At 67.5% G+C, this 21788-nt stretch carries 22 protein-coding genes; 16 read left to right on the top strand and 6 right to left on the bottom strand.

What is annotated here, in order from left to right; translation table 11 throughout:
- Position 1: 1 nt before the first annotated feature.
- Both ABIS05_RS07630 and ABIS05_RS07625 read right to left on the bottom strand, forming a co-directional pair.
- Positions 2-436 (bottom strand): DUF2809 domain-containing protein, encoded by a 435-nt coding sequence (locus ABIS05_RS07630; RefSeq protein WP_348010706.1) that lies wholly within the window; start codon positions 434-436, stop codon positions 2-4.
- Positions 437-532: 96 nt separating this feature from the next.
- Entirely contained in the window at positions 533-1408 is an 876-nt protein-coding gene (locus tag ABIS05_RS07625) for a YihY/virulence factor BrkB family protein (protein ID WP_348010705.1), read from the bottom strand.
- A 124-nt stretch (positions 1409-1532) separates the two neighbouring features.
- On the opposite strand from ABIS05_RS07625, the gene ABIS05_RS07620 reads away from it, so the two are divergent.
- Positions 1533-2699 (top strand): AI-2E family transporter, encoded by a 1167-nt coding sequence (locus ABIS05_RS07620; protein ID WP_348010704.1) that lies wholly within the window; start codon positions 1533-1535, stop codon positions 2697-2699.
- A 27-nt stretch (positions 2700-2726) separates the two neighbouring features.
- Here ABIS05_RS07620 and ABIS05_RS07615 read toward each other — a convergent pair whose 3' ends face one another.
- Genes ABIS05_RS07615 through ABIS05_RS07605 form a run of 3 tightly spaced genes read right to left on the bottom strand, consistent with a single transcriptional unit; the run spans position 2727 to position 6238 of the window.
- Entirely contained in the window at positions 2727-3503 is a 777-nt protein-coding gene (locus ABIS05_RS07615; RefSeq protein WP_348010703.1) for a hypothetical protein, read from the bottom strand.
- 12 nt (positions 3504-3515) lie between these two features.
- Positions 3516-5588, bottom strand: a complete 2073-nt coding sequence (locus ABIS05_RS07610; protein ID WP_348010702.1) for a hypothetical protein — start codon at positions 5586-5588, stop codon at positions 3516-3518.
- Entirely contained in the window at positions 5585-6238 is a 654-nt protein-coding gene (locus ABIS05_RS07605) for a PEP-CTERM sorting domain-containing protein (RefSeq protein WP_348010701.1), read from the bottom strand. Before ABIS05_RS07605 ends, ABIS05_RS07610 begins: the two co-directional genes overlap by 4 nt.
- 183 nt (positions 6239-6421) lie before the next feature.
- Between ABIS05_RS07605 and ABIS05_RS07600 the strand changes: the two genes are divergently transcribed.
- From ABIS05_RS07600 to ABIS05_RS07585, 4 genes are all read left to right on the top strand, one after another.
- Complete coding sequence (locus ABIS05_RS07600; RefSeq protein WP_348010700.1) at positions 6422-6940, top strand: YgjV family protein; 519 nt, start codon at positions 6422-6424, stop codon at positions 6938-6940.
- A gap of 114 nt (positions 6941-7054) precedes the next feature.
- Positions 7055-8149 carry an alpha-hydroxy-acid oxidizing protein gene (locus ABIS05_RS07595; protein WP_348010699.1) on the top strand — a complete coding sequence of 365 codons (1095 nt, stop codon included), beginning with the start codon at positions 7055-7057 and terminating at the stop codon, positions 8147-8149.
- 59 nt (positions 8150-8208) lie between these two features.
- Entirely contained in the window at positions 8209-8481 is a 273-nt protein-coding gene (locus ABIS05_RS07590) for a type II toxin-antitoxin system Phd/YefM family antitoxin (RefSeq protein ID WP_348010698.1), read from the top strand.
- Complete coding sequence (locus ABIS05_RS07585; RefSeq protein WP_348010697.1) at positions 8478-8804, top strand: type II toxin-antitoxin system RelE/ParE family toxin; 327 nt, start codon at positions 8478-8480, stop codon at positions 8802-8804. Before ABIS05_RS07590 ends, ABIS05_RS07585 begins: the two co-directional genes overlap by 4 nt.
- Positions 8805-8817: 13 nt before the next feature.
- Here the strand turns inward: ABIS05_RS07585 and ABIS05_RS07580 are convergent, their stop codons facing one another.
- Positions 8818-9756 carry an MBL fold metallo-hydrolase gene (locus tag ABIS05_RS07580; RefSeq protein ID WP_348010696.1) on the bottom strand — a complete coding sequence of 313 codons (939 nt, stop codon included), beginning with the start codon at positions 9754-9756 and terminating at the stop codon, positions 8818-8820.
- Between the two features lie 265 nt (positions 9757-10021).
- Here ABIS05_RS07580 and ABIS05_RS07575 point away from each other — a divergent pair, with 265 nt between their 5' ends.
- The 11 genes from ABIS05_RS07575 to ABIS05_RS07525 all read left to right on the top strand — a co-directional run.
- Positions 10022-12229: a TonB-dependent receptor gene (locus ABIS05_RS07575; protein WP_348010695.1), complete on the top strand. Its 2208-nt coding sequence runs from the start codon at positions 10022-10024 to the stop codon at positions 12227-12229.
- 92 nt (positions 12230-12321) lie between these two features.
- Positions 12322-12528 carry a hypothetical protein gene (locus ABIS05_RS07570; RefSeq protein ID WP_348063234.1) on the top strand — a complete coding sequence of 69 codons (207 nt, stop codon included), beginning with the start codon at positions 12322-12324 and terminating at the stop codon, positions 12526-12528.
- A 62-nt stretch (positions 12529-12590) separates the two neighbouring features.
- A complete protein-coding gene (locus tag ABIS05_RS07565) occupies positions 12591-14090 on the top strand; it encodes a sigma 54-interacting transcriptional regulator (RefSeq protein WP_348010693.1) in 1500 nt (499 codons plus the stop codon).
- Between the two features lie 24 nt (positions 14091-14114).
- A complete protein-coding gene (locus tag ABIS05_RS07560) occupies positions 14115-14468 on the top strand; it encodes a hypothetical protein (RefSeq protein ID WP_348010692.1) in 354 nt (117 codons plus the stop codon).
- A gap of 200 nt (positions 14469-14668) precedes the next feature.
- Positions 14669-15880, top strand: a complete 1212-nt coding sequence (locus ABIS05_RS07555; protein WP_348010691.1) for a substrate-binding domain-containing protein — start codon at positions 14669-14671, stop codon at positions 15878-15880.
- Positions 15881-16005: 125 nt separating this feature from the next.
- Positions 16006-16749: an ABC transporter ATP-binding protein gene (locus ABIS05_RS07550; RefSeq protein ID WP_348010690.1), complete on the top strand. Its 744-nt coding sequence runs from the start codon at positions 16006-16008 to the stop codon at positions 16747-16749.
- Positions 16746-17480: an ABC transporter ATP-binding protein gene (locus tag ABIS05_RS07545; RefSeq protein ID WP_348010689.1), complete on the top strand. Its 735-nt coding sequence runs from the start codon at positions 16746-16748 to the stop codon at positions 17478-17480. Before ABIS05_RS07550 ends, ABIS05_RS07545 begins: the two co-directional genes overlap by 4 nt.
- A 610-nt stretch (positions 17481-18090) precedes the next feature.
- Positions 18091-19065, top strand: coding sequence for a branched-chain amino acid ABC transporter permease (locus ABIS05_RS07540; RefSeq protein ID WP_348010688.1), 975 nt, complete (start codon positions 18091-18093; stop codon positions 19063-19065).
- A gap of 139 nt (positions 19066-19204) precedes the next feature.
- Positions 19205-20296 carry a branched-chain amino acid ABC transporter permease gene (locus tag ABIS05_RS07535; protein ID WP_348010687.1) on the top strand — a complete coding sequence of 364 codons (1092 nt, stop codon included), beginning with the start codon at positions 19205-19207 and terminating at the stop codon, positions 20294-20296.
- Positions 20293-21135 carry an alpha/beta hydrolase gene (locus ABIS05_RS07530; protein ID WP_348010686.1) on the top strand — a complete coding sequence of 281 codons (843 nt, stop codon included), beginning with the start codon at positions 20293-20295 and terminating at the stop codon, positions 21133-21135. Before ABIS05_RS07535 ends, ABIS05_RS07530 begins: the two co-directional genes overlap by 4 nt.
- Before the next feature lie 61 nt (positions 21136-21196).
- Positions 21197-21788 (top strand): ATP-binding cassette domain-containing protein (locus tag ABIS05_RS07525; protein WP_348010685.1); only part of this gene is annotated, 592 nt, incomplete at its 3' end.

Below are 21788 nucleotides of genomic sequence, written 5' to 3'. Positions count from 1 at the left end.
CTCAAACGCCTCGCCTCGCCGCGAGGCGTGACATACCCGCGAACACGGCCAGTTCGACAGCTGCCGCGAGTGCCGCGCCGACGGCGTAGGCCACCAGGTTCTGCCACGAGAAGACGTGGCCGAAAACCAGGTGGCCCAGCGTGGTGTGGCGGACTTCGACCAGCCAGGGCGCCTGCCAGAGCTTCAGGAACTCGATGCAGAAGGAAATGCCCAGCGCCAGCGCCGCGTTGCCGGCCGTTGACGCCGCAGGCCGCAGGGCACCCAGGGCGAAGAACACCATGGCGCACCACAGCGCATCGCCCGGGTATTTGCCGAGCCCCGAGGGAAAGAGGCCGTGCCAGTGGCGCGAGGCGAGGCCCATGGCGATGACGCCGAGGGTCGCCAGCGCGTATCGGCTGCGCGTTCTGACGGGGCGAGGGGAGTCGGGCAGAGGCATCGCTGGGCGAACGTTCAACAGGACGAATGCCGTGCCTGGCAGATCAGGCGCGGTCGGCACTCATCATCGGGGTCGCTGCGTCCAGCCTCGGCAAGGCTAGGCCTCGCCGAGGCGCTCGAACTCCGCAATCACCTGCGCCCCGAGCAGCAGCAGCGTGGCCGCGATTTCCAGGCTCAGCAGCACGGCGATGGCCGTGGTCAGCGAGCCGTAGACGGTACCGATCTGCGACAGGGTGCCGAAGTACCAGACCAGCGCGTGGCGCGACAGCTCCCATAGCAGCGCCGCCGCCAGTGCGCCGATGAAGGCCAGCGGCAGCGAGGGCCGGCCGCCGGGCATCACCATGTAGACCGAGGCCAGCACGAACACCTCGCCGGCGAAACCGAGCAGGTAGAGCATCAGGCCCGACACGCCGTGCAAGGACCAGCTGTAGCCCAGGAACTCCACCTCCCGCTGACCCAGCGCCTGGAAGCTGCCGGCCACCAGCGTCACCAGCAGCAGGCCCACGCTCAGCGACAGGATGTAGACGTAGGGAATGAGGGCCGAGACGAGGAAGTGCCGGCGGTTGGTTTTGCGGCGGTGATGAAAGATGCCCTGCATCGCGCTCTCCAACACCGAGAACGCCAGCGAGCTGAAGAACAGCATGCTGCCGAGCAGCACCCAGCCCAGCAGGTCGCGGTGCGCCAGGAAGCGCGCCAGCTCGGCCACCACGGCGGCGGACTGGCCCGGCAGCAGCCACTCGAGGTAACGGCCCACCGTCTGCAGCAGCCGCGCCTGCTCTATCCAGTGCGACAAGGCAATCACGCTGAGGATGAGCAGCGGCACGATGGACAGCAGCGCGTAATAAGCCACCGCGCCGGCCAGCAACAGCCCCTGGTTGGCGCGGAAGGACTTGAGCACCTGCCAGACGAAACCCAGGGGGTCATGCAGGACGCGGGCGGTCTGGCGGGCAAATTGGCGGACGAGAAAACGCATCTGGACAGGGTCGGTGACGGGCGCTGCTGCGCCGTGTCGGCCTGCGCTTCGCCGGCGTGTCGGAGGACGCCGCAAGCACGCATGATCGAGCCCACGCGGCGCGGGGCCAGCGTTACGCTTTGGCATGCACATCACAACAACACACGACAAAGCCGATGTGGCCAGCGAGGCGCCGCCGCCGGTTCAGCGGCTACCGGTGATTGCGCCTGTGCGTGTGCGCAGCTTCTCGCTGGCGGTGCTGGCACTGCTGGCCGTGCTCTACACATTGCATTGGGCGAGCGCGGTGTTCGTGCCGGTGCTGCTGGGCGTCATGCTCAGCCATGCGCTCGCCCCGCTGGTGGACCGCCTGGAACGGCTGCGCCTGCCGCGCGCGCTGGCGGCCGCGCTGCTGCTGATGAGCCTGGTGGGCGGCTTCGGCTGGACGGCCTACACGCTGAGCGACGATGCCAGTGCGCTGCTGCAATCGCTGCCGGCAGCGACCGAGAAGGTGCGCGCCGCCATGGCGGCACGCCGACCGGACAGCCATGGCGCGCTGGCCCAGGTGCAGAAGGCCGCCACGCAGTTGGAGCAAGCCGCTGCGGCCGGGGGGCCGCCGACCACGAATTCGCGCGGCGCCACGCGCGTGGTCATCGAGCGCCCGCGCTTCAACCTGCAGGACTACCTCTGGACGGGCACGCTGGGCCTGCTGGCCGGGGTGGGGCAGGCGCTGGTGGTGGTGTTCGTTGCGTTCTTCCTGCTGGCCTCGGGCAACCACTTCCGGCGCAAGCTGGTGCAAATCGCCGGGCCCACCTTTGCCAAGCGGCGGCTGACGGTGCAGACCCTGGACGAGATCGGCGCGCAGGTGCAGCGCTACCTGCTGGTGCAGGTGATCACCAGCGCCGCGGTGGGCCTGTCGATCTGGCTGGCCTTCCTCGCCGTGGGTCTGGAGCACGCCGCCGTCTGGGGTGCCACGGCCTTCGTGCTGGACTTCATTCCCTACGTCGGCGCCACCGTGCTCGCCGGAGGCGCGAGCCTGGTCAGCTTCGTGCAGTTCGGCACTGTCGACATGGTGCTGCTGGTGGCGGGCATCGCTTTAGGCGTGCACACGCTGTCGGGCAACCTGCTGATGCCCTGGCTCAGCAGCCGCAGCAGCCGCATGAATGCCGTCACCGTGTTCATCGGCGTGCTGGCCTTCGGCTGGCTGTGGGGCCTGTGCGGCCTGTTGCTGGGTGTGCCCATCCTGGCCAGCGTGAAGGCGGTGTGCGCCCGCGTGGACGAGCTCAAGCCCATCGGCGAGTTGATGGGCACCTGAACGGGTGCCGGCGCGGGTGCTGGGCGCTCAGCCGCCCTGGCGCTGCAGCTCATGGTCGCGCAGTGAGCGCAGCAGGGCCTGCTGGCGCGCACCGGCGGGCAGCTGCCGCGCCACCTGTTCAAAGCGGCCCACGTTGCCGGCATTCAGGAACGGGCCGACGTTTTCGGCCACCGACTGCGCCGCCCGCCAGCCGCCGGTGTGCACGAGGCCGACGAACATGTCGTCATAGCCGCTCGACAGGCCGAGTTGCTGCCAGCGTTGCAGCACCGGGTAGGCCTGGGCGAGCAGCACGGCGTCGTAGATACGCCCCAGGGCAGTGACGGCCGCCGCCGTCGTCTCGGCCGAAGGCGGCAGCTTGGCGGCGAGCGCCAGTGCCTGGGCCTGCACATGCCCATCGGGAAATGCCAGCAGCTCGCGGGCCCAGGCCGCCTGCTCGGCGGTGTCGCCCTGGGCCACCAGGCGATCCAGTTGGGCGAGCACCGCCGCAACGATCTCGAAGTGCTCGTCCAGGCCCTCCGCGCCGCGCCGCCCGGTATTGCAGCTGTTGGCGGCAAAGCAGCTCACCAGGCGGCGCAGCGCCTGTGCGGGCGGTGCACCGGCCAGTGCTGCGGCGCTGACGGGCTCGCTGGCCGCCGGTGCCATTGCAGCCAAGGTGGCCGGCAGCGCTGCAGGGCCGCCGGGGAGGGCCAGCGGCTTCACCGGGGCCGGCGGTGCCTCGGGCTGCGCCGCGCCGCCATCACGCAGCGCCCACCCGGCCGCCACGGCCAAGGCAGCAAACGCCGCGAGCGCGAAGACGGCTTTCATCGCCATACCCGTTCAGGGCTGCAGCGCCACGAAGGCGGCGGCCGGCCAGCGGTTGCTGCGACACCAGGCCGCATTGCCCGAGCGCGCCAGGCAGGCATTGACGAGGGCGCTGCCGAAGAGGCCGTAGACATCGGTCTCGGCCGCGCCGCTGCGCGTGACGGTCTCGGTGCAGTGGAAGCGGTGCGCCGTCGACCGCTGGGCGCCGCGCGGGCAGTCGCCGTTGCCGGTCGCGGCCGCCGCCAAGGCCTTGCTCCAGATGGGCATCGCGAGGGCCACGCCGTCCACCACGGTGGCGCGGTTGGCGGTGCAGACGGCACCCCCGCCGCTGGCCACGCAGGCCTGCACGGCGGCGGCAGTGAAGGGGCCGTAGGTGGAACTGCCGCTCATGCATTGGCGCAGGTGCGCGTCGTAGCGCGTGCCGTTGGGGCAGTGGGCATGCCGTTGCGCGCTGGGTGCCGCGGCCGGCAGGGCCCAGCTGGCCAGCGTGGAGGCGGGGTAGAGGTTGCCGGCAAAGATCCAGCCCTCACGCAGCAGGCCGTCGTTGTGCGTGTACTCGACGCGGTAGTAGAGGTTGTTGGCCGAGGCGGTGCCGAACACCTCCTTGACCTGCACGACCGTGCCCGCCGGAATGGCCACCAGCAAGGCGCCGCCCGGCGTGGCGCGCATGTTGAGGTTGGGCACGACGCTGACCCAGTCGCCCGCGAAGGCGATGGTGCCCGCGCCGGCGGGCGCGGCAGCCACGGCCGTGGCTGCATGCGTGAGCGCATCGCCGGCGTCGATCCAGCCGTCGGTCAGCGTGCCGCCCACGCTGGCGCGGATGCGGTACAGGCGTGTCTGCGTGGCCGCACCCTTGACCATGAAGTCCAGCACCTGGTAGCTGCCTGCCGGGGCCTGGCCCAGCACGGCACCGTCGGGCGCGGCACGCAGGTCCAGCGGCTTCAGCGTCGCCACGGCGCTGGCCAGCGACTGCAGACCCGGCACCTGGGCGCGGCAGAGCTGGTGGCGGTTGTGGTCGATGCGGGTGTAGCCGGCCGTCTGCGCGACGTAGACCTGCGTGATGCTGGCGTCGTCGATGCTGGCGTCGTCGAAGCTGGCGCGGCCGGCCAGGCAGGCGGCGTCGCGCACATCGTCCACGCATTCCAGCGCGCCGCCCACCAGCACGCAGGCGGCACTGCCCACCTTGAGCAGCTTGCCCGGCTCCACGCTGCCGCCGCCCGGCACGGGGCACAGCGGGCCGTTGTCCATCAGGCAGTTCACGTCGATGCTGGCGGCGCGGCCGAGGTCGGCCACATCGGGCAGCCACAGGCGCGCGTCGTAGTTGTCGCGGTAGCCGTTGTCCTTGGCCACGTTGGCGTCCGCCGCGTTCTGCCAGCGGCAGACCTTGGTGGGGCCGCCGTTGTAGGCCGACCAGGCCGAGCGCGCCCGGCCGCGCCAGTAGGCGTCGACCTCGGCCGTCGTGCCCGTGGGGGCACTGACACCCCCCAGGCAGGCGGCCGGTGCGGCCTGCCACGCATCGAAATAGATGTCGATGGCGTAGGTGAAGTTCTGCATCATGTTCCAGCCCTTGCCCTCCTGGAGCTGGACGAAGTGATAGCGGTCGTCGACTTGCATCATTCCGTGGCCGTGGCCGCTGTCGCCGCGCATCATCTTCAGCACATAGGGCTGGCCCGCGGCCGTCTGCGCGTCACGGTAGTGCGACCAGAACGTCTCCTGGCGCAGCAGCGCATACGTGCCGCGCTGGAAGGCCTCCATCTCGCGTGCCGACACCTCCGGCTTGCGCGAGCGCAGGTAGCGGTCGCTGGCGTCGCGGATGACCGGGTACATGGCCTGCATGTAGCGCTTGCGCTCGTCGGTGAGACTGGGCGAGGCATCGTTGAACAGCGTGCCGGCGTAGTTGCCGCGCACGAAGCTGTCGGGCCCGAAGGCCGAGGCGTCGCAACCCGACGGTGCGCGGCCATGCGTCCAGGTGCCGCCAACCTTGTTGGTGCAGGCCCAGTCGTTGGGCGTGGCGGTGTAGGCGGCCTGCGCGCTGCCGGCGAGGCCCAGGCACAGGGCGAGGAGGCCACGAAGTGCAAGTCGTTTCATGCTCGGTCTCCCCGGGTCACACGGCGCCGCGCGAACGCGGCCAAGGCCAGCACGCCGGCCAGCGACAGCGCCAGGCCGCTCGGCTCCGGCACGGCGGCCACATCGCCCACGCGCACGGCCCAGGCCTGGGCCAGCGTGTCGGTGGCGAGCTGGTCCTGCAGGCCCATGCCCATGAAGAAGCTGAAGGCCCAGCCGGGCTCGCTGGCGCTGCCCGTCCAGAACACCGGGCCGACGGGGTTGGCGGGGTCGACCAGGCCGCTGAAGGAGCCTGCGTTCGACAGGCCGGCAGAGGTGTTGCCCAGGCTCGCGTGGTAGAGATAGCCGAGCTCGGTATTGAGGCCGGCGGTGTTCAGACCGACGTCGGTGCTGCCGTCTTCTGAATAGTCCAACTGCACTGACAAGCCATTGACCGGCGCGACCGTGGGCAGCCCCCAGTCGCTGAAGCCACCCAGGCTCAGGCCCGCAGCCCACTGCGCGGCATCGGCCTGACTGCGCAGCCCGCCCGCAGTGGCGTCGGCCAGCCAGGTCAGGTTGGTCGCGGTGTCGTAGACCATCGTGCCGTTGGCACGCGACTGGAGTTCCGCGTGCGCGGGGGCCGCCATCAACAGCCCCGTCAGGGCCAGCACGGCGAAATGCAGAGTGGATTTCATGGCGGGGCGCGACGGTGTCGCGGAAGCTGCGGACGGATCGCATGGTCTGCAAAACCGCTGTGCGCGCATCAGCGGGTTAGCACTGCCCCGGCCTGCCAATTCGATGCGCCCACATAACCGCTGGGAATGCTGGCGAGGCGCCGGCGGGACAATCCGCAGCCCGCCCGAACCCGTCCCCCCTGCATGCCCGCCTCCGCCTGGTTCTCCCCCGCCCAAGGCTTCGGCTACATCGCCTTCGTGCTCGGCGTCGCCTGCTTCCTGCAGACCGACGACCGCCGCTTCAAGTGGTTCATGACCGGCGAGTGCCTGGCCTACGTGCTGCACTTCGCGCTGCTGGGCAACCCGACGGCGGTGGCGAGTTCGCTGCTGTCGATGCTGCGCTCGGTGCTGTCCCTGCGCACCCGCTCGGTGTGGGTGGCGGTCGTCGTCGTCGCAGCCAACATCGGCTTCGGCCTGGCCATCGCCACGAAGCCCAGCGACTGGCTGCCGCTGACGGCCTCGTGTCTCGGCACCATCGCCCTGTTCACGCTGCAGGGCGTGGCGATGCGGTTGCTCATGCTCTGCGGCACGGGGCTGTGGATCGCCAACAACCTGATCGCCGGCTCCATCGGCGGCACGGCGCTGGAGGTGGTGGTGGCCGCCGTGAATCTGGTGACCATCGCGCGGATGCTCAGGGAACAGCGGGCGCCGCAGCCGCGCTGAAACGATTGAAACAAAGGGCCTGCGCCTTGAAGCCGGCTTGCAACCTGCGCGGCTGACCATGGCGGTCTCGGCAGGCGCATCGTTGCGCCGCCTCCAGATTCAGCAGGAGCCCCCATGGACATCCAGACGCTCGACCGCCTCCCCACCGCCATGCCCGCCATGCCCGTCACGCTTCAGACGGCTATCGAGCCCTGCTGGCATGAAGTGCTGCGCCAGACCCTCGCGCCGGAGCACGAAGCCACGGGGCTGTCGGGCCTGGATGCCGTGCACCTGGAGCACGACGCGCTGCCGGAGCTGGACTTCGAGGACATTCACCTGGACGCCCACGCCTTCGGCCAGGCCACGGCCACGCCGTTCTACGTCGTCGGCCTGAACGCCGGCCACCCGGAGGCCTTCGAGCTGAACCGCCGCCTGGCCCGGGCCTGCGCCCGGCGCGGCTGGGCCATGGGCCTGAGTTCGCAGCACCGCCAGCCCGGCGGCCCGGCCGACCTCGCCGCAGCCGTGAGCCAGTGGCAGCGCCTGCGTGATGCGGCGCCCGAGCTGCTGCTGATCGGCAGCCTCAGCCTGAGCCAGGTGGTGGCCACGCCGCTGGCGCTGCTGCGCCGGCTGATGCAGTCGGCCCAGGCGCAGGCGCTGGCCGTGCACCTCAACGCGCTGCAGGAATGCCTGCAGCCCACCGGCGCACCGCAGTTCCGCGGTGGCCTGGCCGCGCTGCGCGCCGTCTGCGAAGGCCTGGACGTGCCCGTGCTGCTGAAGGAAACCGGCTGCGGCTTCTCTGCCCGCACGCTGGCCAAGCTGCCCGGCCTGGGCCTCGCGGCGCTGGACGTGGGCGGCCTGGGCGGCACGCACTGGGGCCGCATCGAAGGCGGCCGGGCGCCGGAAGACAGCCTGCAGGCCCAGGCGGCCCGCACCTTCGCCGGCTGGGGCGAGTCGACGGTGGATTCCGTGCGCGCGGCGCAGCGGCTGGTGCCGGAGATCGAGACCTGGGCCAGCGGTGGCGTGCGCTCCGGGCTGGACGCCGCCAAGCTGATCTCGCTGGGCGCCGAGCGCGTGGGGTACGCCAAGCCGGCCATCCAGGCCGCGCTGTGGGGCGACGCCGCGCTGGACGACTGGATGGCCCAGCAGGAGCAGGAGTTGCGCATGGCGCTGTTCTGCAGCGGAGCGGTGTCGCCGGCTGAGTTGCGCCGGCTGCACGGGAGTCGTTCATAAGCGCAGGCCGACAGGACTGAATTAAGTCTATATTCAGTCCTATGAATCAAGGGGCTGCCATGAAGTTCTCCACCCAGGTCAAACCCATCAGCCATCTGAAAAGCCACGCTGCGGAAATCGTCAAGACCATTTCAGAAACCGGCGAGCCGATGCTGATCACGCAAAACGGCGAGGCCAAGCTCGTCGTCATGGACGTGGCCTCCTACGAACGGCAACAAGAGACGATGGCTTTGCTGAAGCTGCTGGCGCTGGGCAAGCGAGACATTGAGCAAGGGCGCGTCCGTGATGCCGACGACGTGTTTGCCGAACTGGACAAGGAAGACGAGGCATGAAGGTCGTCTTCCTCTCGGGCGCCGAGGAAGACATCAAGATCATTCGTCGCTACGTCCTGAAGAACTTCGGCGCCAAGACCTGGCTGGAAACCAAGGCGAGGCTGAAGGCGTCGGTGGCCACCATCGAGACCTTCCCGCTGGGTGGCTCCGTCCCTGACGAATTGACGGACCTCGGCTTGGATCAGTACCGCCAGTTGATTTCGGGCATGAACCGCGTCATCTACGAGGTGACGAGCGATCTGGTCTACGTCCACATCGTCTGCGACGCCCGCCGCGAGATGACGACGCTTCTGTCCCGCCGGCTGCTGCGCACGGCGAACTAACTAAAACCGACTCTCAGCGATTGGTGGAGTAGTTCACCGGCAGCCAGTCGTACCCCTTACCGTCCACGCGCAGCTTGCCGATGCCGGGAAAGCTGACGTGCGTGACGGCCACGTAGTAGCCGTCCTTGGCCGCGGCGGCGTAAGCCTTTTCGCGGGCGGGCGCTGCGGCCTTGGGGTCAGAGTCGAAACTCATCGTCACGGCGGGCTCGGGGAACTGAACGGCGGCGACGTGCATCAGGTCGCCCCAGAACATCATCTTCTGGCCCTTGCTCTCGGCCACGTAGTTGCTGTGGCCGGGGGTGTGGCCATAGGCAGGGAAGGCCTTCACGCCAGGCACGATCTCGACGCCGTCCTTGCTGCCGTCGAAGGGCTTGAAGCGGCCGTTGTCGGCGTAGGCCTTGACGATGGCGGCGATGGCCTTGGCACCGTCACCGCCTTTGGCGATCTGCTCGGGCGACAGCCAGAAATCGGCGTCGCGCTTGTCCAGGCGCAACGTCGCGTTCGGGAAGGCGGCCTTGCCGTCGGCCCCGGCGCCGCCGATGTGGTCGCCATGCATGTGGGTGATGACGACCTCGTCGACCTGCTCGGGCGCGTAGCCGGCGGCCTTGAGGCTGCCCAGCAGGCGGCCGAGGGTCGGGCCGAAGAGGCCGGCGGCGCCGGTGTCCACCAACACGATCTTCGCGCCGGTGTTGATGAGGTAGCCATTGACCGAGGTCTCCAGCGGCACGCCGAGGTAGGCGTGCTGCAAGGCCTTGAGCGTGTTGGGCACGGGCTGTTGCAGCAGCTTGTCGACGGGCAGGTCGAGCGTGCCGTCGGACAGGGCTGTGATCTCGAAATCGCCCAGCGGCAGGCGGTACCAACCGGGCGCCTGGCCCTTGAGTTGCGGGCCGGCGGCCAGGGCCGGGGCCGTGCAGGCGATGGCAAGAAAGATGGGCAGCAGGCGTTTGATCATCTTGAGTCTCCGGGGGGGGTGGGGAAGCAACAAGCGGCGCAGCATATCGGCGGCCCGACAGCCCCGCAGCCCCCAGGGCTGTTGTCCGGGAACTGGACAGGCCCGCCGCGTGAGACTGGCTGGAATCCGGACATAACCACCACCCCAACCGGCTAAATCGCGGGTCAACCCGCAAGGGTTCGCGCGGGGTTCGCCCCAAGTTGGCACGGGCATGGCTCTTGCGCAAAGAGACCTGGCACCACAAGACCAAACCAGGAGACAAGCCATGCCCCGACGCCTACCGGCGCTTTTCCGCGTGCAGCGACTGCATTTCGCCATCCTCGCCGGCCTCGGCGCTTGCGCCGTGATGCCCGCGGGCGCCCAGACCGCTGCGGCTACAGAACCGGCGGCCACTGCCACGCTGGAGACCGTCAAGGTCACGGCGCGCAAGCGCGAGGAGTCGCTGCAGGACGTGCCGGTGGCCGTCACGGCACTGACCGCGGAGCAGCTGGACAAGCTCGCCATCAAGGACCTCGGCGACCTGCAGGGCCAGGTACCCAACCTGACCATCTACGCCGCGCGCGGCAGCAACACGACGCTGACGACCTTCATCCGCGGCGTGGGCCAGGCCGACCCGCTGTGGGGCGTGGACCCGGGCGTGGGCATCTATTTCGATGACGTCTACATCGCCCGGCCGCAAGGCGCGCTGCTGGACGTGTACGACGTGCAACGCGTGGAGATCCTGCGCGGCCCGCAGGGCACGCTGTACGGCAAGAACACGGTGGGCGGCGCGGTGAAGTACGTCTCCAAGCCGCTGCCCCAGAAGACTGAAGGGCAAGTGACGCTGGCCATGGGCAGCTACGGCCAGGTCACGGCCAAGGGCGGTGTGGGCACGGCGCTGGCCGATGGCCAACTGCGCCTGCGCGTGGCCGGCGCCAGCCTCAACCGCGACGGCTACGGCAAGAACCTGACCGACGGCAGCCGCGTCAGCGACCAGAACACGACGAGCGGCCGCTTCTCGGCCGGCTGGTTCCCGACCGGCTCGACCTTCAACGCCCAGGTGTCGGTGGACCGCACAGTGGACGCCTCGCACATGCGCGGCTTCCAGCGACTGATCGTCAGCCCCTTCGACCCCGCCAAGACACCGCCCACGCCGGGCCGCTTCGACATCGCCACCGGCATGCCCAATGCCAACCGCACGACGAGCGAGGGCGAGTCGCTGACGCTCAACTGGGGCGTCAGCAATGACTGGAGCCTGAAGTACATCCTGGCCCACCGCGCGTCCGACACCAACACGTCCATCGACTTCGACGGCCTTCCGAACAAGATCGCGGACGTGCGCGCTGAGTACCACGACAGCTCGCAAAGCCACGAGCTGCAGGCCATCTACGAGGGCCAGAACAGCTCGGGCGTCGTCGGCGTGTACTACTTCGACGGCCACGCCGGTGGCACGGTGCGCAACAACTTCTTCAACCTGAGCTTCGGCACCACCAACGGCATCGTCTACACCGAGGGCAAGGCCCTGTTCGCGGACTGGAGCTGGCGCCTGACGCCGCAGTTCAGCGTCAGCACCGGCCTGCGCTACACCGACGAAAGCAAGCGCGCCGTCGTGCTGAACCAGGCCTTTGCGAACGAGCAATTCAACGGCGCACCCATCGCCGTGCCGGCCAACTTCGACAACTCGCGCGCGGTGAAGAACACCTCGCCGCGCCTGTCGCTCGAATACCGGGCCAGCCAGGCGGTGAAGCTCTACACGACGGCCTCGCGCGGCTTCAAGAGTGGTGGCTACAACATCCGCGCCAACACGCTGGCCTTCCCGTCCTCGGGCAAGCCCTTCGAGGACGAAGTGCTGGACTCGCTGGAAGTGGGCGCAAAGCTGGTGCTGGACGGCGGCCGGCTGGAAATCAACAGCGCCCTCTTCCACAGCAAGTACAAGAACGTGCAGCTGTCGGTGTTCACGAGCTACACGCAGGCCAACGGCCAGCCCGGCTTCTTCGGCGACTTCACCAACGCCGGCAAGGCAACGCTCAAGGGCGGCGAGGTCGAGTTCCTGTGGACCCCCACCGCCGACTGGCGCCTCAACGGCCACCTCGCCTACCTGGACGCCCAGTACGACGAGTACATCGACCGCGGCGTCAACGTGGCCAGCCAGAAGAAGTTCACCAACACGCCCAAGTACCAGGCCGGCTTCAACATCGAGCACGCGGCCAAGCTGGGCATGGGCACGCTGCGCTCGCGCCTGGGCGTGACCCACCGCACCAAGGTCTACCCGACGACCGACCTGTCGGAGCAACTGGCGCAGGAGGCCTACACGCTGGTGAATGCCGGCCTGATCTGGGAGAAGGACGCCAAGCTGAGTTTCTTCCTGCAGGGCGCCAACCTAGCCAACAAGGCCTACAAGACCGACGGCTACAACATCGCGGCCTTGGGTGTGCTGAATGCGTACTACGGCGCGCCGCGTACGGTCACGATCGGCGGCACATACAAGTTCTGACGGTGAGACTGAACGGGTCCGGCCTCGGTCACGGAGCATCGCCGCCGCGATACATTGCGTCGGCAATGATCCGAAGATTCCTGCTCCGCTCCTTGGTTGCCCTGTTGATCTGGGTGCTGCTGATCGAGATCGGCGGCTTGATCATCGAGGTCAGGCACTGTGGCCAGATTGGCTGTGCCGATGGCACGGACGATCTGGGGCTAGGCCTGTTGATGGGCATCTTCGCGGTGCAGAGCGGTGCTGTCGTGGCGGTCGGTCTTGTGCTCTACCAACTGCTGATGTCCCTCCGGTCCCGATGAAGCCCGTGGACGACGGCCTGTGCCTGTCGGATCGCCGGACGGCGCGGTACATTGCCGCGGCCATGCCCCTGTCCAAAAATCAGACAGCCACCGGCATCCCCCAGGATGTCGACGGCCTGTTGCGCCTGGCCGCGCAGTCCATGTTCGACGTGCTGGCCCGCTCGACCGAAGGAATGATGGTGGTGGACGCCAACCACCACGTCGTCTGGATCAGCGACGGCTACAAGCGCTTCCTGCCGGCGCTGGGTTTCACCGACGAGCATGAGTTCGTCGGCAAGCGCGTGGAAGACGTGGTGCCCAACACGCAGATGCTGCAGGTGCTGGCCACCGGCAAGCCGGTGCTGGTGGACCTGCTGACGAACAAGGCCGGCACTTTCCTCGTCAGCCGGCTGCCGCTGCGCAACGACGCGGGCGAGGTCATCGGCGCGCTGGGCCTGGTGCTGCTGGACCACCCCGAGACGACCATGCAGCCGCTGATCCAGAAGTTCGCGCGGATGCAGCAGGAGCTGGAAGACACGCGCCGCCAACTGGCTGCGCAGCGCCGGCCCAAGTACACGATCGCCAGCTTCATCGGTACCAGCCCGGCGGCACTCGAAGTGAAACGCCAGGCCCGCCGCGTGGCGCAGACGGACTCAACAGTGTTGTTGCTGGGCGAGACCGGCACCGGCAAGGAGCTGATGGCCCACGCCATCCACTCCGCGTCGCGCCGTGCGCACCGGCCGCTGGTGGGCGTCAACATCGCTGCCGTGCCGGAGACCTTGCTGGAGGCCGAGTTCTTCGGCGTCGCGCCGGGCGCCTACACCGGCGCCGACCGCAAGGGCCGCGATGGCAAGTTCAAGCTGGCGGACGGCGGCACGCTGTTCCTGGACGAGATCGGCGACATGCCGCTGGCGCTGCAGAGCAAGCTGCTGCGCGTGTTGCAGGAGCAGGAGGTTGAGCCGTTAGGGAGCAACACCGTGCTGCGCGTCGACGTGCGCGTCATCGCCGCCACCAGCCGCGACCTCGCCGCCATGGTCGCCGCCGGCCAGTTCCGCGCTGACCTGTATTACCGCCTCAACGTGCTGCCCATCCGTGTGCCGGCTTTGAGGGAACGCCTGGATGACATCGAGGCGCTGGCAGAAGCCCTCGGCGAAGACATCGCCCGCCGCAGCGGCATGCCGCAGAAGTTGTTGAGCCCCGACGCCATCGAGTGGCTCATGCAGCAGGCCTGGCCCGGCAACATCCGCGAGCTGAGGAACACGCTGGAGCAGGTCAGCTTGATGAGCGATGACATGCAGCTGACGGCGGCGAGCTTTCAGGGTGGGCACGGCATGCCGATGGCGGCGGCTGCGCCGGCTGTGACGGTCAATGCGGCAGCGACCGTCTCGCCCAAGGTGACGACCTCCCAGGCCGTCGCACCGCTGCCCGAGCTGATCGAGGCACTGGAACGAGACGCCATCGCCCGCGCGCTGCAGGCCACCGGCGGCAACCGCATGGCGGCGGCACGGTTGCTGCAGATTTCGCGCGCGTCGCTTTACGAGCGACTGGCCAGGTGGCCCGAGCTGGAAGTGAAAGACGCCTGACCAGGTACTTCAACGGAGTCAGTTATGCGCATCGAAAAGGATCCGCTTCCGACGGGCTACAGCTTCGTGCTCCGTTCCCAGCAGCTTGAAAGCGCATTGGCGTCGGCGGGCATCACTGTTGACACCGCTCTCCGGCATATCAATTCCAGCAGCCACTTCACCGCGCACTACTGGCTGCCGAATCCCAACGTAGCCCATGAGCGGTTCTACGTGACAGCAGGCGTCGTTCCTGCAGGGAAAGCACGCGACATCCGGGAGTTCATGGAAACGAAGGTCCTCCCGCAGTTCATCACCTGGGCAAAAGGCGTCCTCGCTCTTCCCGTCAATTCCACAATGCGTGAGCGACAGCAATTCACAGTGGATTTGTCGGTCCTTTGAGCCTGTCGCACGCAGTCTGTTTTTCAGTCGATGCCCAAATTCTGGACACTCACTGCACCGCTCCCGGTCGAAAACCTGGTGCCAACCCTGTAGAAACTTGGCCTCCGGCGCCCCTTCCCCGCCGGGCACGGCCCTTGCAAAAAGGGAAGACACCGTCTGCCGACAGAGCAGAACGAAAAACGAACTTCTGGAGACAAGCCATGAGTCCCATTCAGCGCCACACCACGCGCCGCTTCGCCATCGCCGCAGCCACCGCTGCGCTTGCCCTGCCCGGCCTCGCGCTGGCGGCGGACAAGGAAATCCGCATCGCCCACGTCTACAGCAAGACCGGCCCGCTGGAGGCCTATGGCAAGCAGACGCAGACCGGCTTCATGATGGGCCTGGACTACGCCACCGGCGGCACGATGACCGTGGCGGGCAAGAAACTCGTCGTCATCGAGAAGGACGACCAGGGCAAGCCCGACGTGGGCAAGAGCCTGCTGGCCGCCGCCTACGGTGACGACAAGGCCGACATCGCCGTCGGGCCGTCGTCCTCCGGCGTCGCGCTGGCGATGCTGCCGGTGGCCGAGGAGTACAAGAAGATCCTGCTGGTGGAGCCCGCCGTGGCCGACTCCATCACCGGCGAGAAGTGGAACAAGTACATCTTCCGCACCGGCCGCAACTCGTCGCAGGACGCCATTGGCAACGCCGTGGCGTCGGACATCGCCGGCCTGAACATCGGCATCCTGGCCCAGGACTACGCCTTCGGCCGCGACGCCGTGAAGGCCTACAAGGAGGCGTTGAAGAAGGCCAAGATCGTTCACGAGGAATACCTGCCCACGGCGACGACCGACTTCACCGCCGGCATCCAGCGCCTGGTGGATGCGCTGAAGGACAAGCCGGGCCCCAAGGTGATCGCCGTCGTGTGGGCCGGCGCCACGCCGCCCTTCGGCGCACTGGCCGCGCTGGACCTGCAAAAGCGCTACGGCATTGGCGTGGGCTCGGGCGGCAACATCCTGCCGGCCATGGCGGCCTACAAGCAGTTCCCCGGCATGGAGGGCGCGACCTACTACTACTTCGGCATTCCGAAGAACCCGGTCAACGAGTGGCTGGTGGCCAACCACTACAAGCAGTTCAAGGCTCCGCCTGACTTCTTCACGGCCGGCGGCATGAGCGCGGCGATTGCGCTGGTGGAGGCGCTGAAGAAGACCGGTGGCGACACGGCGACCAACAAGCTCATCAAGACCATGGAAGGCATGAGCTTCGAGACGCCCAAGGGCAAGATGACCTTCCGCGCGGAAGACCACCAGGCGATGCAGTCGATGTACCACTTCAAGATCAAGGTGGACCCGGCGTTCCCGTGGGGCGTGCCGGAGCTTGTCAGGGAAATCAAGCCTGAAGAGATGAACGTTCCGATCCGGAACAAGCGCTAAGACAAAGGCAACCACAGAGGCACAGAGACACAGAGACACAGAGACACAGAGACACAGAGGAAGAAGTCTGTGTTGGCTGTTCTCCGTGCCTCTGTGCCTCCGTGGTTGCATTTCTTCTCCAGCCCATGCTCGAAACCAAGAACCTGACGATCCGCTTCGGTGGCCATGTGGCCGTCGACGGCGTGTCGTGCGCCTTCCAGCCGGGCACGTTGACGGCCATCGTCGGGCCCAACGGTGCGGGCAAGACGACCTACTTCAACCTGATCTCGGGCCAGCTGCCGGCGAGCAGCGGCGAGGTCTGGCTGGACGGCGAGAACCTGACCAAGCAGCCGGCACCGGTGCGTACGCGGCGTGGCCTGGGCCGGGCGTTTCAGCTGACGCAGTTGTTCGCACATCTCACGGTGCTGGAGAACGTTCGGTTAGCGGTGCAGGCCCGGCACGGCAAGGGGCTGCGCATGCTGTCGGTGTGGTTGTCGCACAAGGAGCTGATCGATGAGGCGCGCGCCATCCTTGACCGCGTGCGGTTGGGCTCGCGTGCCGACGACCTCGCCGCCAGCCTGCCGCATGGCGACCAGCGCAAGCTCGAAGTGGCCATGCTGATTGCGCTGGACCCGAAGGTCTATCTCTTCGACGAACCGACGGCCGGCATGAGCGTGGACGAGGTGCCCGTCGTGCTCGACCTGATCCGCGCGCTGAAGGCCGAGAAGCGGCACACGCTGCTGTTGGTGGAGCACAAGATGGACGTCGTGCGAGAGCTGGCCGACCGCATCATCGTGTTGCACCAGGGCAAGCTGGTGGCCGATGGCGACCCGGCGACGGTGATTGCCTCGCCCATCGTGCAAGAGGCTTACCTCGGAGTCGCTGCATGAACTTGCTCGAACTCAAAGGCGTTCATACCCACGTCGGCGCGTATCACATCCTGCATGGCGTGGACCTTGAGGTGCCGGCCGGTCAGGTGACCATGCTGTTGGGCCGCAACGGCGCGGGCAAGACGAGCACGCTGCGGACCTTGATGGGCTTGTGGACGGCGAGTGCCGGCACGGTGCGGTTCAAGGGTGAAGACATCACGAGGCTGGCCACGCCCGACATCGCGTCGCGTGGCATTGCGTACGTGCCGGAGACGATGGGCATCTTCGGCGAGCTGAGCGTGGCGGAGAACCTGCTGCTGGCGGCGCGTTCGGCCAAGCGGTTAGGTGATCTGGATGCCAAGCGGCTGGAGTGGTTGTTCGGGCTGTTTCCCGCGTTGAAGACGTTCTGGTTGCACCCGGCGGGCAAGCTCAGCGGTGGGCAGAAGCAGATGCTCGCGATTGCGCGGGCCATGATCGAACCGCGTGAGCTGCTGGTCATCGACGAGCCGAGCAAGGGGCTGGCGCCGGCCATCGTGCAGAACCTGATCACGGCGTTGCGGGAACTGAAGAAGTCCTCGCAGACGACGGTGTTGCTGGTGGAGCAGAACTTTCGGGTGGCGGCGGAGTTGGGCGACTCGGTCGCGGTGATGGATGACGGGCGGGTGGTGCATTCGGGTTTGATGGCGGAGCTGATTGCTGATGCAGAGTTGCAGCAGAGGTTGCTGGGGTTGTCGTTGGGGGCGCATCAATGACATCCGCGTGGTTTTCGGTTGCGTTGGCGAATGGTTTGACTGATCGCTGCATTGCCGGGAGTCCGTCCCGGCGGCCGGGTAACTTTCTTCTGCGGGGCCAGAAGAAAGTCACCAAAGAAGAGGCCCTGAATCCGCACTCCAACGGCTTTGCGGGCTTGGCACTGGATCGCGCCCACACGCGACCCGCTGCGCTCTCGCTGCTGTCCTTGTCACCAGCACCATGCATCGCACCGCCGGCCCGCTTAACGCGCGGCTGCACGCCGTGCTCACGAGAAAACCTGAAGACAGCGTCGCTCGAGCGACGCGGCATTTGCATTCCTGGTGAGCCCGGCGTGCAGCCGGCGTTAAGCGGCGTGAAGAAGCGATGCATGGCACTCGTCATAAGGACAGCAGCGAGAGCACAGCGGGTCGCGTCTGGGCGCTATAACGGCGGTTGTTTTCGCGCGCGGCTCCTGGCGTCGCGGCAGTCGCGTGCGGTTCAGAGCCTCTTCTTTGGTGACTTTCTTCTGGCTCCGCAGAAGAAAGTTACCCCGCCGCCGGGCGGGACTCCCGGCAATGCAGCGGGCAAACACGCTCTTCGCCAAAGCAACCACCGCGAAGTAGCGAGCGCATGAAGCTTGATCCCAAACCCCTCGCGCTACTGGCGGCAATCATGCTGCTGGCACTCCCGTTGACCGGCAGCCCCAGCACCTGGCTCAACCTCACGCTGGCCGGCATTGCCATGAGCCTGATCATCTTCGTCATCGCCTCCGGCCTGACGCTCGTGTTCGGCCTGATGGACGTCCTCAACTTCGGCCACGGCGTCTTCATCGCCCTCGGCGCCTTCACGGCAACCACGGTGTTAGCAGCCCTGGCCCCTTGGGCCACCAGCCCTGACGTGGCCGCCAACCTCGCCGCCCTCGCGGCAGCCTGCACAGCCGGCATGGCCAGCGCCGCCGCTGTCGGCGTCGTGTTTGAACGAGTACTGATCAGACCGGTCTACGGCCAACACCTCAAGCAGATCCTCATCACCATGGGCGGCATGATCATTGGCGAGGAGCTGATCAAGGCGACCTGGGGCGCCCAGCTGATCCCGCTGCCCATGCCCGACGCGCTGCGCGGCATCTTCCTGTGGGGCGATGTGGCCGTCGAGAAGTTCCGCGTGCTGTCCATGCTCATCGGCCTGGCCGTGCTGACCGCGTTGCTGCTCGTGCTGAACCGCACCAAGATCGGCCTGCTGATCCGCGCCGGTGTGCAGGACCGCGAAATGGTCGAGGCGCTCGGCTACCGCATCAAGCGCCTCTTCGTCGGCGTGTTCGTCGCCGGCTCGGCGCTGGCCGGCCTGGGCGGCGTGCTGTGGGGCCTGGTGCAGCAGGGCGTCACGCCGCAGATCGGCGGGCAGGTCAACCTGCTGATCTTCATCGTCATCATCATCGGCGGGCTGGGGTCGACGGTGGGCTGCCTCATCGGCGCGCTGCTCGTCGGCCTGGTGGCCAACTACGTCGGCTTCATCGCGCCCAAGGCGGCGCTGTTCTCCAACATCGGGCTGATGGTGGCCATCCTGCTGTGGCGCCCGCAAGGCCTCTACCCGGTGGGAGCGAAATGAGCCCACCCCCGTTGCGCTTCGCGCTCCCCCTCAAGGGGGCGCTGCCAGTGGCCTGGCAAAGCCAGTTCCACGGCAGCTGCTTGGCTTTTCATTCGGCGTTCGCATCGTTGACTACGTGCAGCGATGCGTGGGATTTCCGATGACATCCGTTTTTCGTTCTCTGCTCTCCCACGACCTGCCGCGCAGCCGCATCCTGGCCGCGTTGCTGCTGGCCTGCCTCGTCGGCCTGGCCGGCGCGCCCTTCATCTTCCCGGGCACGCAGGCGCTCAACGTCGCCGCCAAGATCCTCGTGTTCATCCTGCTCGTGGCCAGCTACGACCTGCTGTTGGGCTACACCGGCATCGTCAGCTTTGCGCACACGATGTTCGTCGGTATCGGCGCCTACGGCATCGCGATCGCATCGGCGCGGTTGGGCGCGGACTGGGGCTCGCTGGCCATCGGCTTTGTCGCCGCCCTCGGCTTGAGCGCCGTGCTCGCGCTGGCGATGGGCCTGGCCAGCCTGCGCGTGAAGGCGATCTTCTTCGCGATGATCACGCTGGCCGTCGCTTCGGCCTTCATGACGCTGGCCTCGCAACTGAGCGAATTCACCGGCGGCGAGGACGGGCTGAACTTCCAGCTCCCCGAGGTGCTGCGCCCGTCGACCGAGTTCATGGAAGAGCCGTTCCTCGGCGTCATGCTCGACGGCCGGCTGCTGACCTACTACCTGCTCTTCGTCGCCGTGCTGCTGCTGATCGCACTGCTGCTGCGCATCGTCAACTCGCCCTTCGGCCGTGTGCTGCAGGCCATCCGCGAGAACGAGTTCCGGGCCGAGGCGATTGGCTACCGAACGGTGGTCTACCGCACCGGCGCCAACGTCATCGCGGCACTGCTGGCCTGCTGCGGCGGCGCGCTGCTGGCGCTGTGGCTGCGCTACACCGGGCCCGAGACAGCGATGTCCATGGAGATCATGCTGGACCTGCTGCTCATCGTCGTCATCGGCGGCATGGGCACGGTCTATGGCGCGGTCATCGGCAGCGTGCTGTTCATCGTCGCGCAGAACTATCTGCAGGCGCTGCTGAAGTGGGCCGGCAGCCTCGTCGAAGGTGTTCCGGTGTTGAGCACGCTGGTGTCACCCGACCGCTGGCTGCTGTGGCTGGGCCTGCTGTTCGTGCTGGCGGTCTATCACTTCCCCGGCGGCATCGTCGGGCGGCTGCGGCTGGCGGCGTGGACGCGGGGGAGGGCCAAAAAATGAGATCGCGCTACGTCAATTGCCTGGGTCGCGAGATCCACGTCACCGCCTGGGGCGACGAGGCAGCGCCCACCGTCATCGCATGGCATGGCCTCGCGCGCAGCAGCCGCGACTTCGACGACTTCGCCGCTGCGCTCGCACCGCGCTGGCATGTCGTTTGCCCCGACACGCCGGGCCGTGGCCTGTCGCAGTGGGCGGTGGACCCGGCCCGCGAATACTGCCTGGAGTTCTATGTCGAACAAGCCGAAGCGCTGCTGGACCAGTTGGGCCTGCAGAAGGTGCACTGGGTCGGTACGTCCATGGGCGGCGCCATCGGCACGCTGGGCGCAGCCACCCGGCTGCGCGGCCGCATCAAGCGCCTCGTGCTGAACGACAACGGCCCCGAACTGGCCGCCTCGGCGCTGACGCGCATCAAGGCGTATGCGGGCCAGCCGCCGAGCTTTGTGACGGTGACCGAGCTGGACACCTACTTCCGCGAGATCTACGCGAGCTTCGGTCACCTGAGTGACACGCAATGGCGACACCTCACCGAGACTTCGCTGCGCCGCCTGCCCGACGGCCGCGTGACACCGCATTACGACCCGGCTCTCGTGCAGCAGTTCGAGCACCATCCCGACGACTACGAGCTGTGGGCCGCGTGGGACCAGCTCGACCTGCCCGTGCTTTGTTTGCGCGGTGAGGACTCGACGCTGCTGACCGCCGAAACGGCCCAGGCCATGCGCGAACGCGGCCCGCGCGCGGCGGTGGCTGTCATCCCCGGCTGCGGGCACGCGCCCGCCCTGAACACGCCCGAACAGATCGGCCTGATCGAACGCTTCTTGTCCGCTGACCGAACCCCGTGAATGCCCGTAAGCCAGCTTCAGGTTTGAAGGCCTAGAGTCCGCGCAGCCAACCCGGAAGTCCATGAGCGAATTCATTCTTGAGACGCAGGACCTGACCAAGGAGTTCAAAGGCTTCACCGCCGTGGACTCCGTGAACCTGCAAGTGCAGCGCGGCCACATCCACGCGCTGCTTGGGCCCAACGGCGCGGGCAAGACGACCTGCTTCAACCTGTTGACCAAGTTCCTGACGCCGACGCGCGGGCGCATCGTCTTTGCCGGCACCGACATCACCGGCGAGACCTCGGCGCAGATTGCGCGCCGCGGCGTCATCCGCAGCTTCCAGATCTCGGCCGTGTTCCCGCATCTGACGGTACTGGAGAACGTGCGCATCGGGCTGCAGCGCTTCACGGGCACGAGCTTTCATTTTTGGAAGGGGTTGACGGGGTTGAAGACGCTGGACGGCAAGGTGCTGTCGCTGCTGGAGCTGGTTGATTTGCGCGACATGGCTTCGGTGAAGGCAGCTGATTTGCCTTACGGCCGCAAGCGCGCGCTGGAGATCGCCACGACGATGGCGATGGAGCCGCAGCTGATGCTGCTGGACGAGCCGACGCAAGGCATGGGGCATGAGGACGTGGACCGCGTGACGGCATTGATCAAGCGCGTGGCGGAGGGCC

This window comes from Roseateles sp., from assembly GCF_039929605.1.
Classification (GTDB): domain Bacteria; phylum Pseudomonadota; class Gammaproteobacteria; order Burkholderiales; family Burkholderiaceae_C; genus Pelomonas.
The sequence above is the reverse complement of the archived record's forward strand: the minus strand, read 5'-3'. Positions and strand labels throughout refer to the sequence as shown.

What these genes read in the sequence shown, in the direction of transcription:
- ABIS05_RS07620 (WP_348010704.1), top strand. Translation starts at nt 1,533, where the DNA reads ATGCACATCACAACAACACACGACAAAGCCGATGTGGCCAGCGAGGCG.
- ABIS05_RS07625 (WP_348010705.1), bottom strand. Translation starts at nt 1,408, where the DNA reads ATGCGTTTTCTCGTCCGCCAATTTGCCCGCCAGACCGCCCGCGTCCTG.
- ABIS05_RS07615 (WP_348010703.1), bottom strand. Translation starts at nt 3,503, where the DNA reads ATGAAAGCCGTCTTCGCGCTCGCGGCGTTTGCTGCCTTGGCCGTGGCG.
- ABIS05_RS07630 (WP_348010706.1), bottom strand. Translation starts at nt 436, where the DNA reads ATGCCTCTGCCCGACTCCCCTCGCCCCGTCAGAACGCGCAGCCGATAC.
- ABIS05_RS07545 (WP_348010689.1), top strand. Translation starts at nt 16,746, where the DNA reads ATGAACTTGCTCGAACTCAAAGGCGTTCATACCCACGTCGGCGCGTAT.
- ABIS05_RS07585 (WP_348010697.1), top strand. Translation starts at nt 8,478, where the DNA reads ATGAAGGTCGTCTTCCTCTCGGGCGCCGAGGAAGACATCAAGATCATT.
- ABIS05_RS07605 (WP_348010701.1), bottom strand. Translation starts at nt 6,238, where the DNA reads ATGAAATCCACTCTGCATTTCGCCGTGCTGGCCCTGACGGGGCTGTTG.
- ABIS05_RS07610 (WP_348010702.1), bottom strand. Translation starts at nt 5,588, where the DNA reads ATGAAACGACTTGCACTTCGTGGCCTCCTCGCCCTGTGCCTGGGCCTC.
- ABIS05_RS07540 (WP_348010688.1), top strand. Translation starts at nt 18,091, where the DNA reads ATGAAGCTTGATCCCAAACCCCTCGCGCTACTGGCGGCAATCATGCTG.
- ABIS05_RS07590 (WP_348010698.1), top strand. Translation starts at nt 8,209, where the DNA reads ATGAAGTTCTCCACCCAGGTCAAACCCATCAGCCATCTGAAAAGCCAC.
- ABIS05_RS07580 (WP_348010696.1), bottom strand. Translation starts at nt 9,756, where the DNA reads ATGATCAAACGCCTGCTGCCCATCTTTCTTGCCATCGCCTGCACGGCC.
- ABIS05_RS07560 (WP_348010692.1), top strand. Translation starts at nt 14,115, where the DNA reads ATGCGCATCGAAAAGGATCCGCTTCCGACGGGCTACAGCTTCGTGCTC.
- ABIS05_RS07600 (WP_348010700.1), top strand. Translation starts at nt 6,422, where the DNA reads ATGCCCGCCTCCGCCTGGTTCTCCCCCGCCCAAGGCTTCGGCTACATC.
- ABIS05_RS07530 (WP_348010686.1), top strand. Translation starts at nt 20,293, where the DNA reads ATGAGATCGCGCTACGTCAATTGCCTGGGTCGCGAGATCCACGTCACC.
- ABIS05_RS07555 (WP_348010691.1), top strand. Translation starts at nt 14,669, where the DNA reads ATGAGTCCCATTCAGCGCCACACCACGCGCCGCTTCGCCATCGCCGCA.
- ABIS05_RS07535 (WP_348010687.1), top strand. Translation starts at nt 19,205, where the DNA reads ATGACATCCGTTTTTCGTTCTCTGCTCTCCCACGACCTGCCGCGCAGC.
- ABIS05_RS07575 (WP_348010695.1), top strand. Translation starts at nt 10,022, where the DNA reads ATGCCCCGACGCCTACCGGCGCTTTTCCGCGTGCAGCGACTGCATTTC.
- ABIS05_RS07565 (WP_348010693.1), top strand. Translation starts at nt 12,591, where the DNA reads ATGCCCCTGTCCAAAAATCAGACAGCCACCGGCATCCCCCAGGATGTC.
- ABIS05_RS07595 (WP_348010699.1), top strand. Translation starts at nt 7,055, where the DNA reads ATGGACATCCAGACGCTCGACCGCCTCCCCACCGCCATGCCCGCCATG.
- ABIS05_RS07550 (WP_348010690.1), top strand. Translation starts at nt 16,006, where the DNA reads ATGCTCGAAACCAAGAACCTGACGATCCGCTTCGGTGGCCATGTGGCC.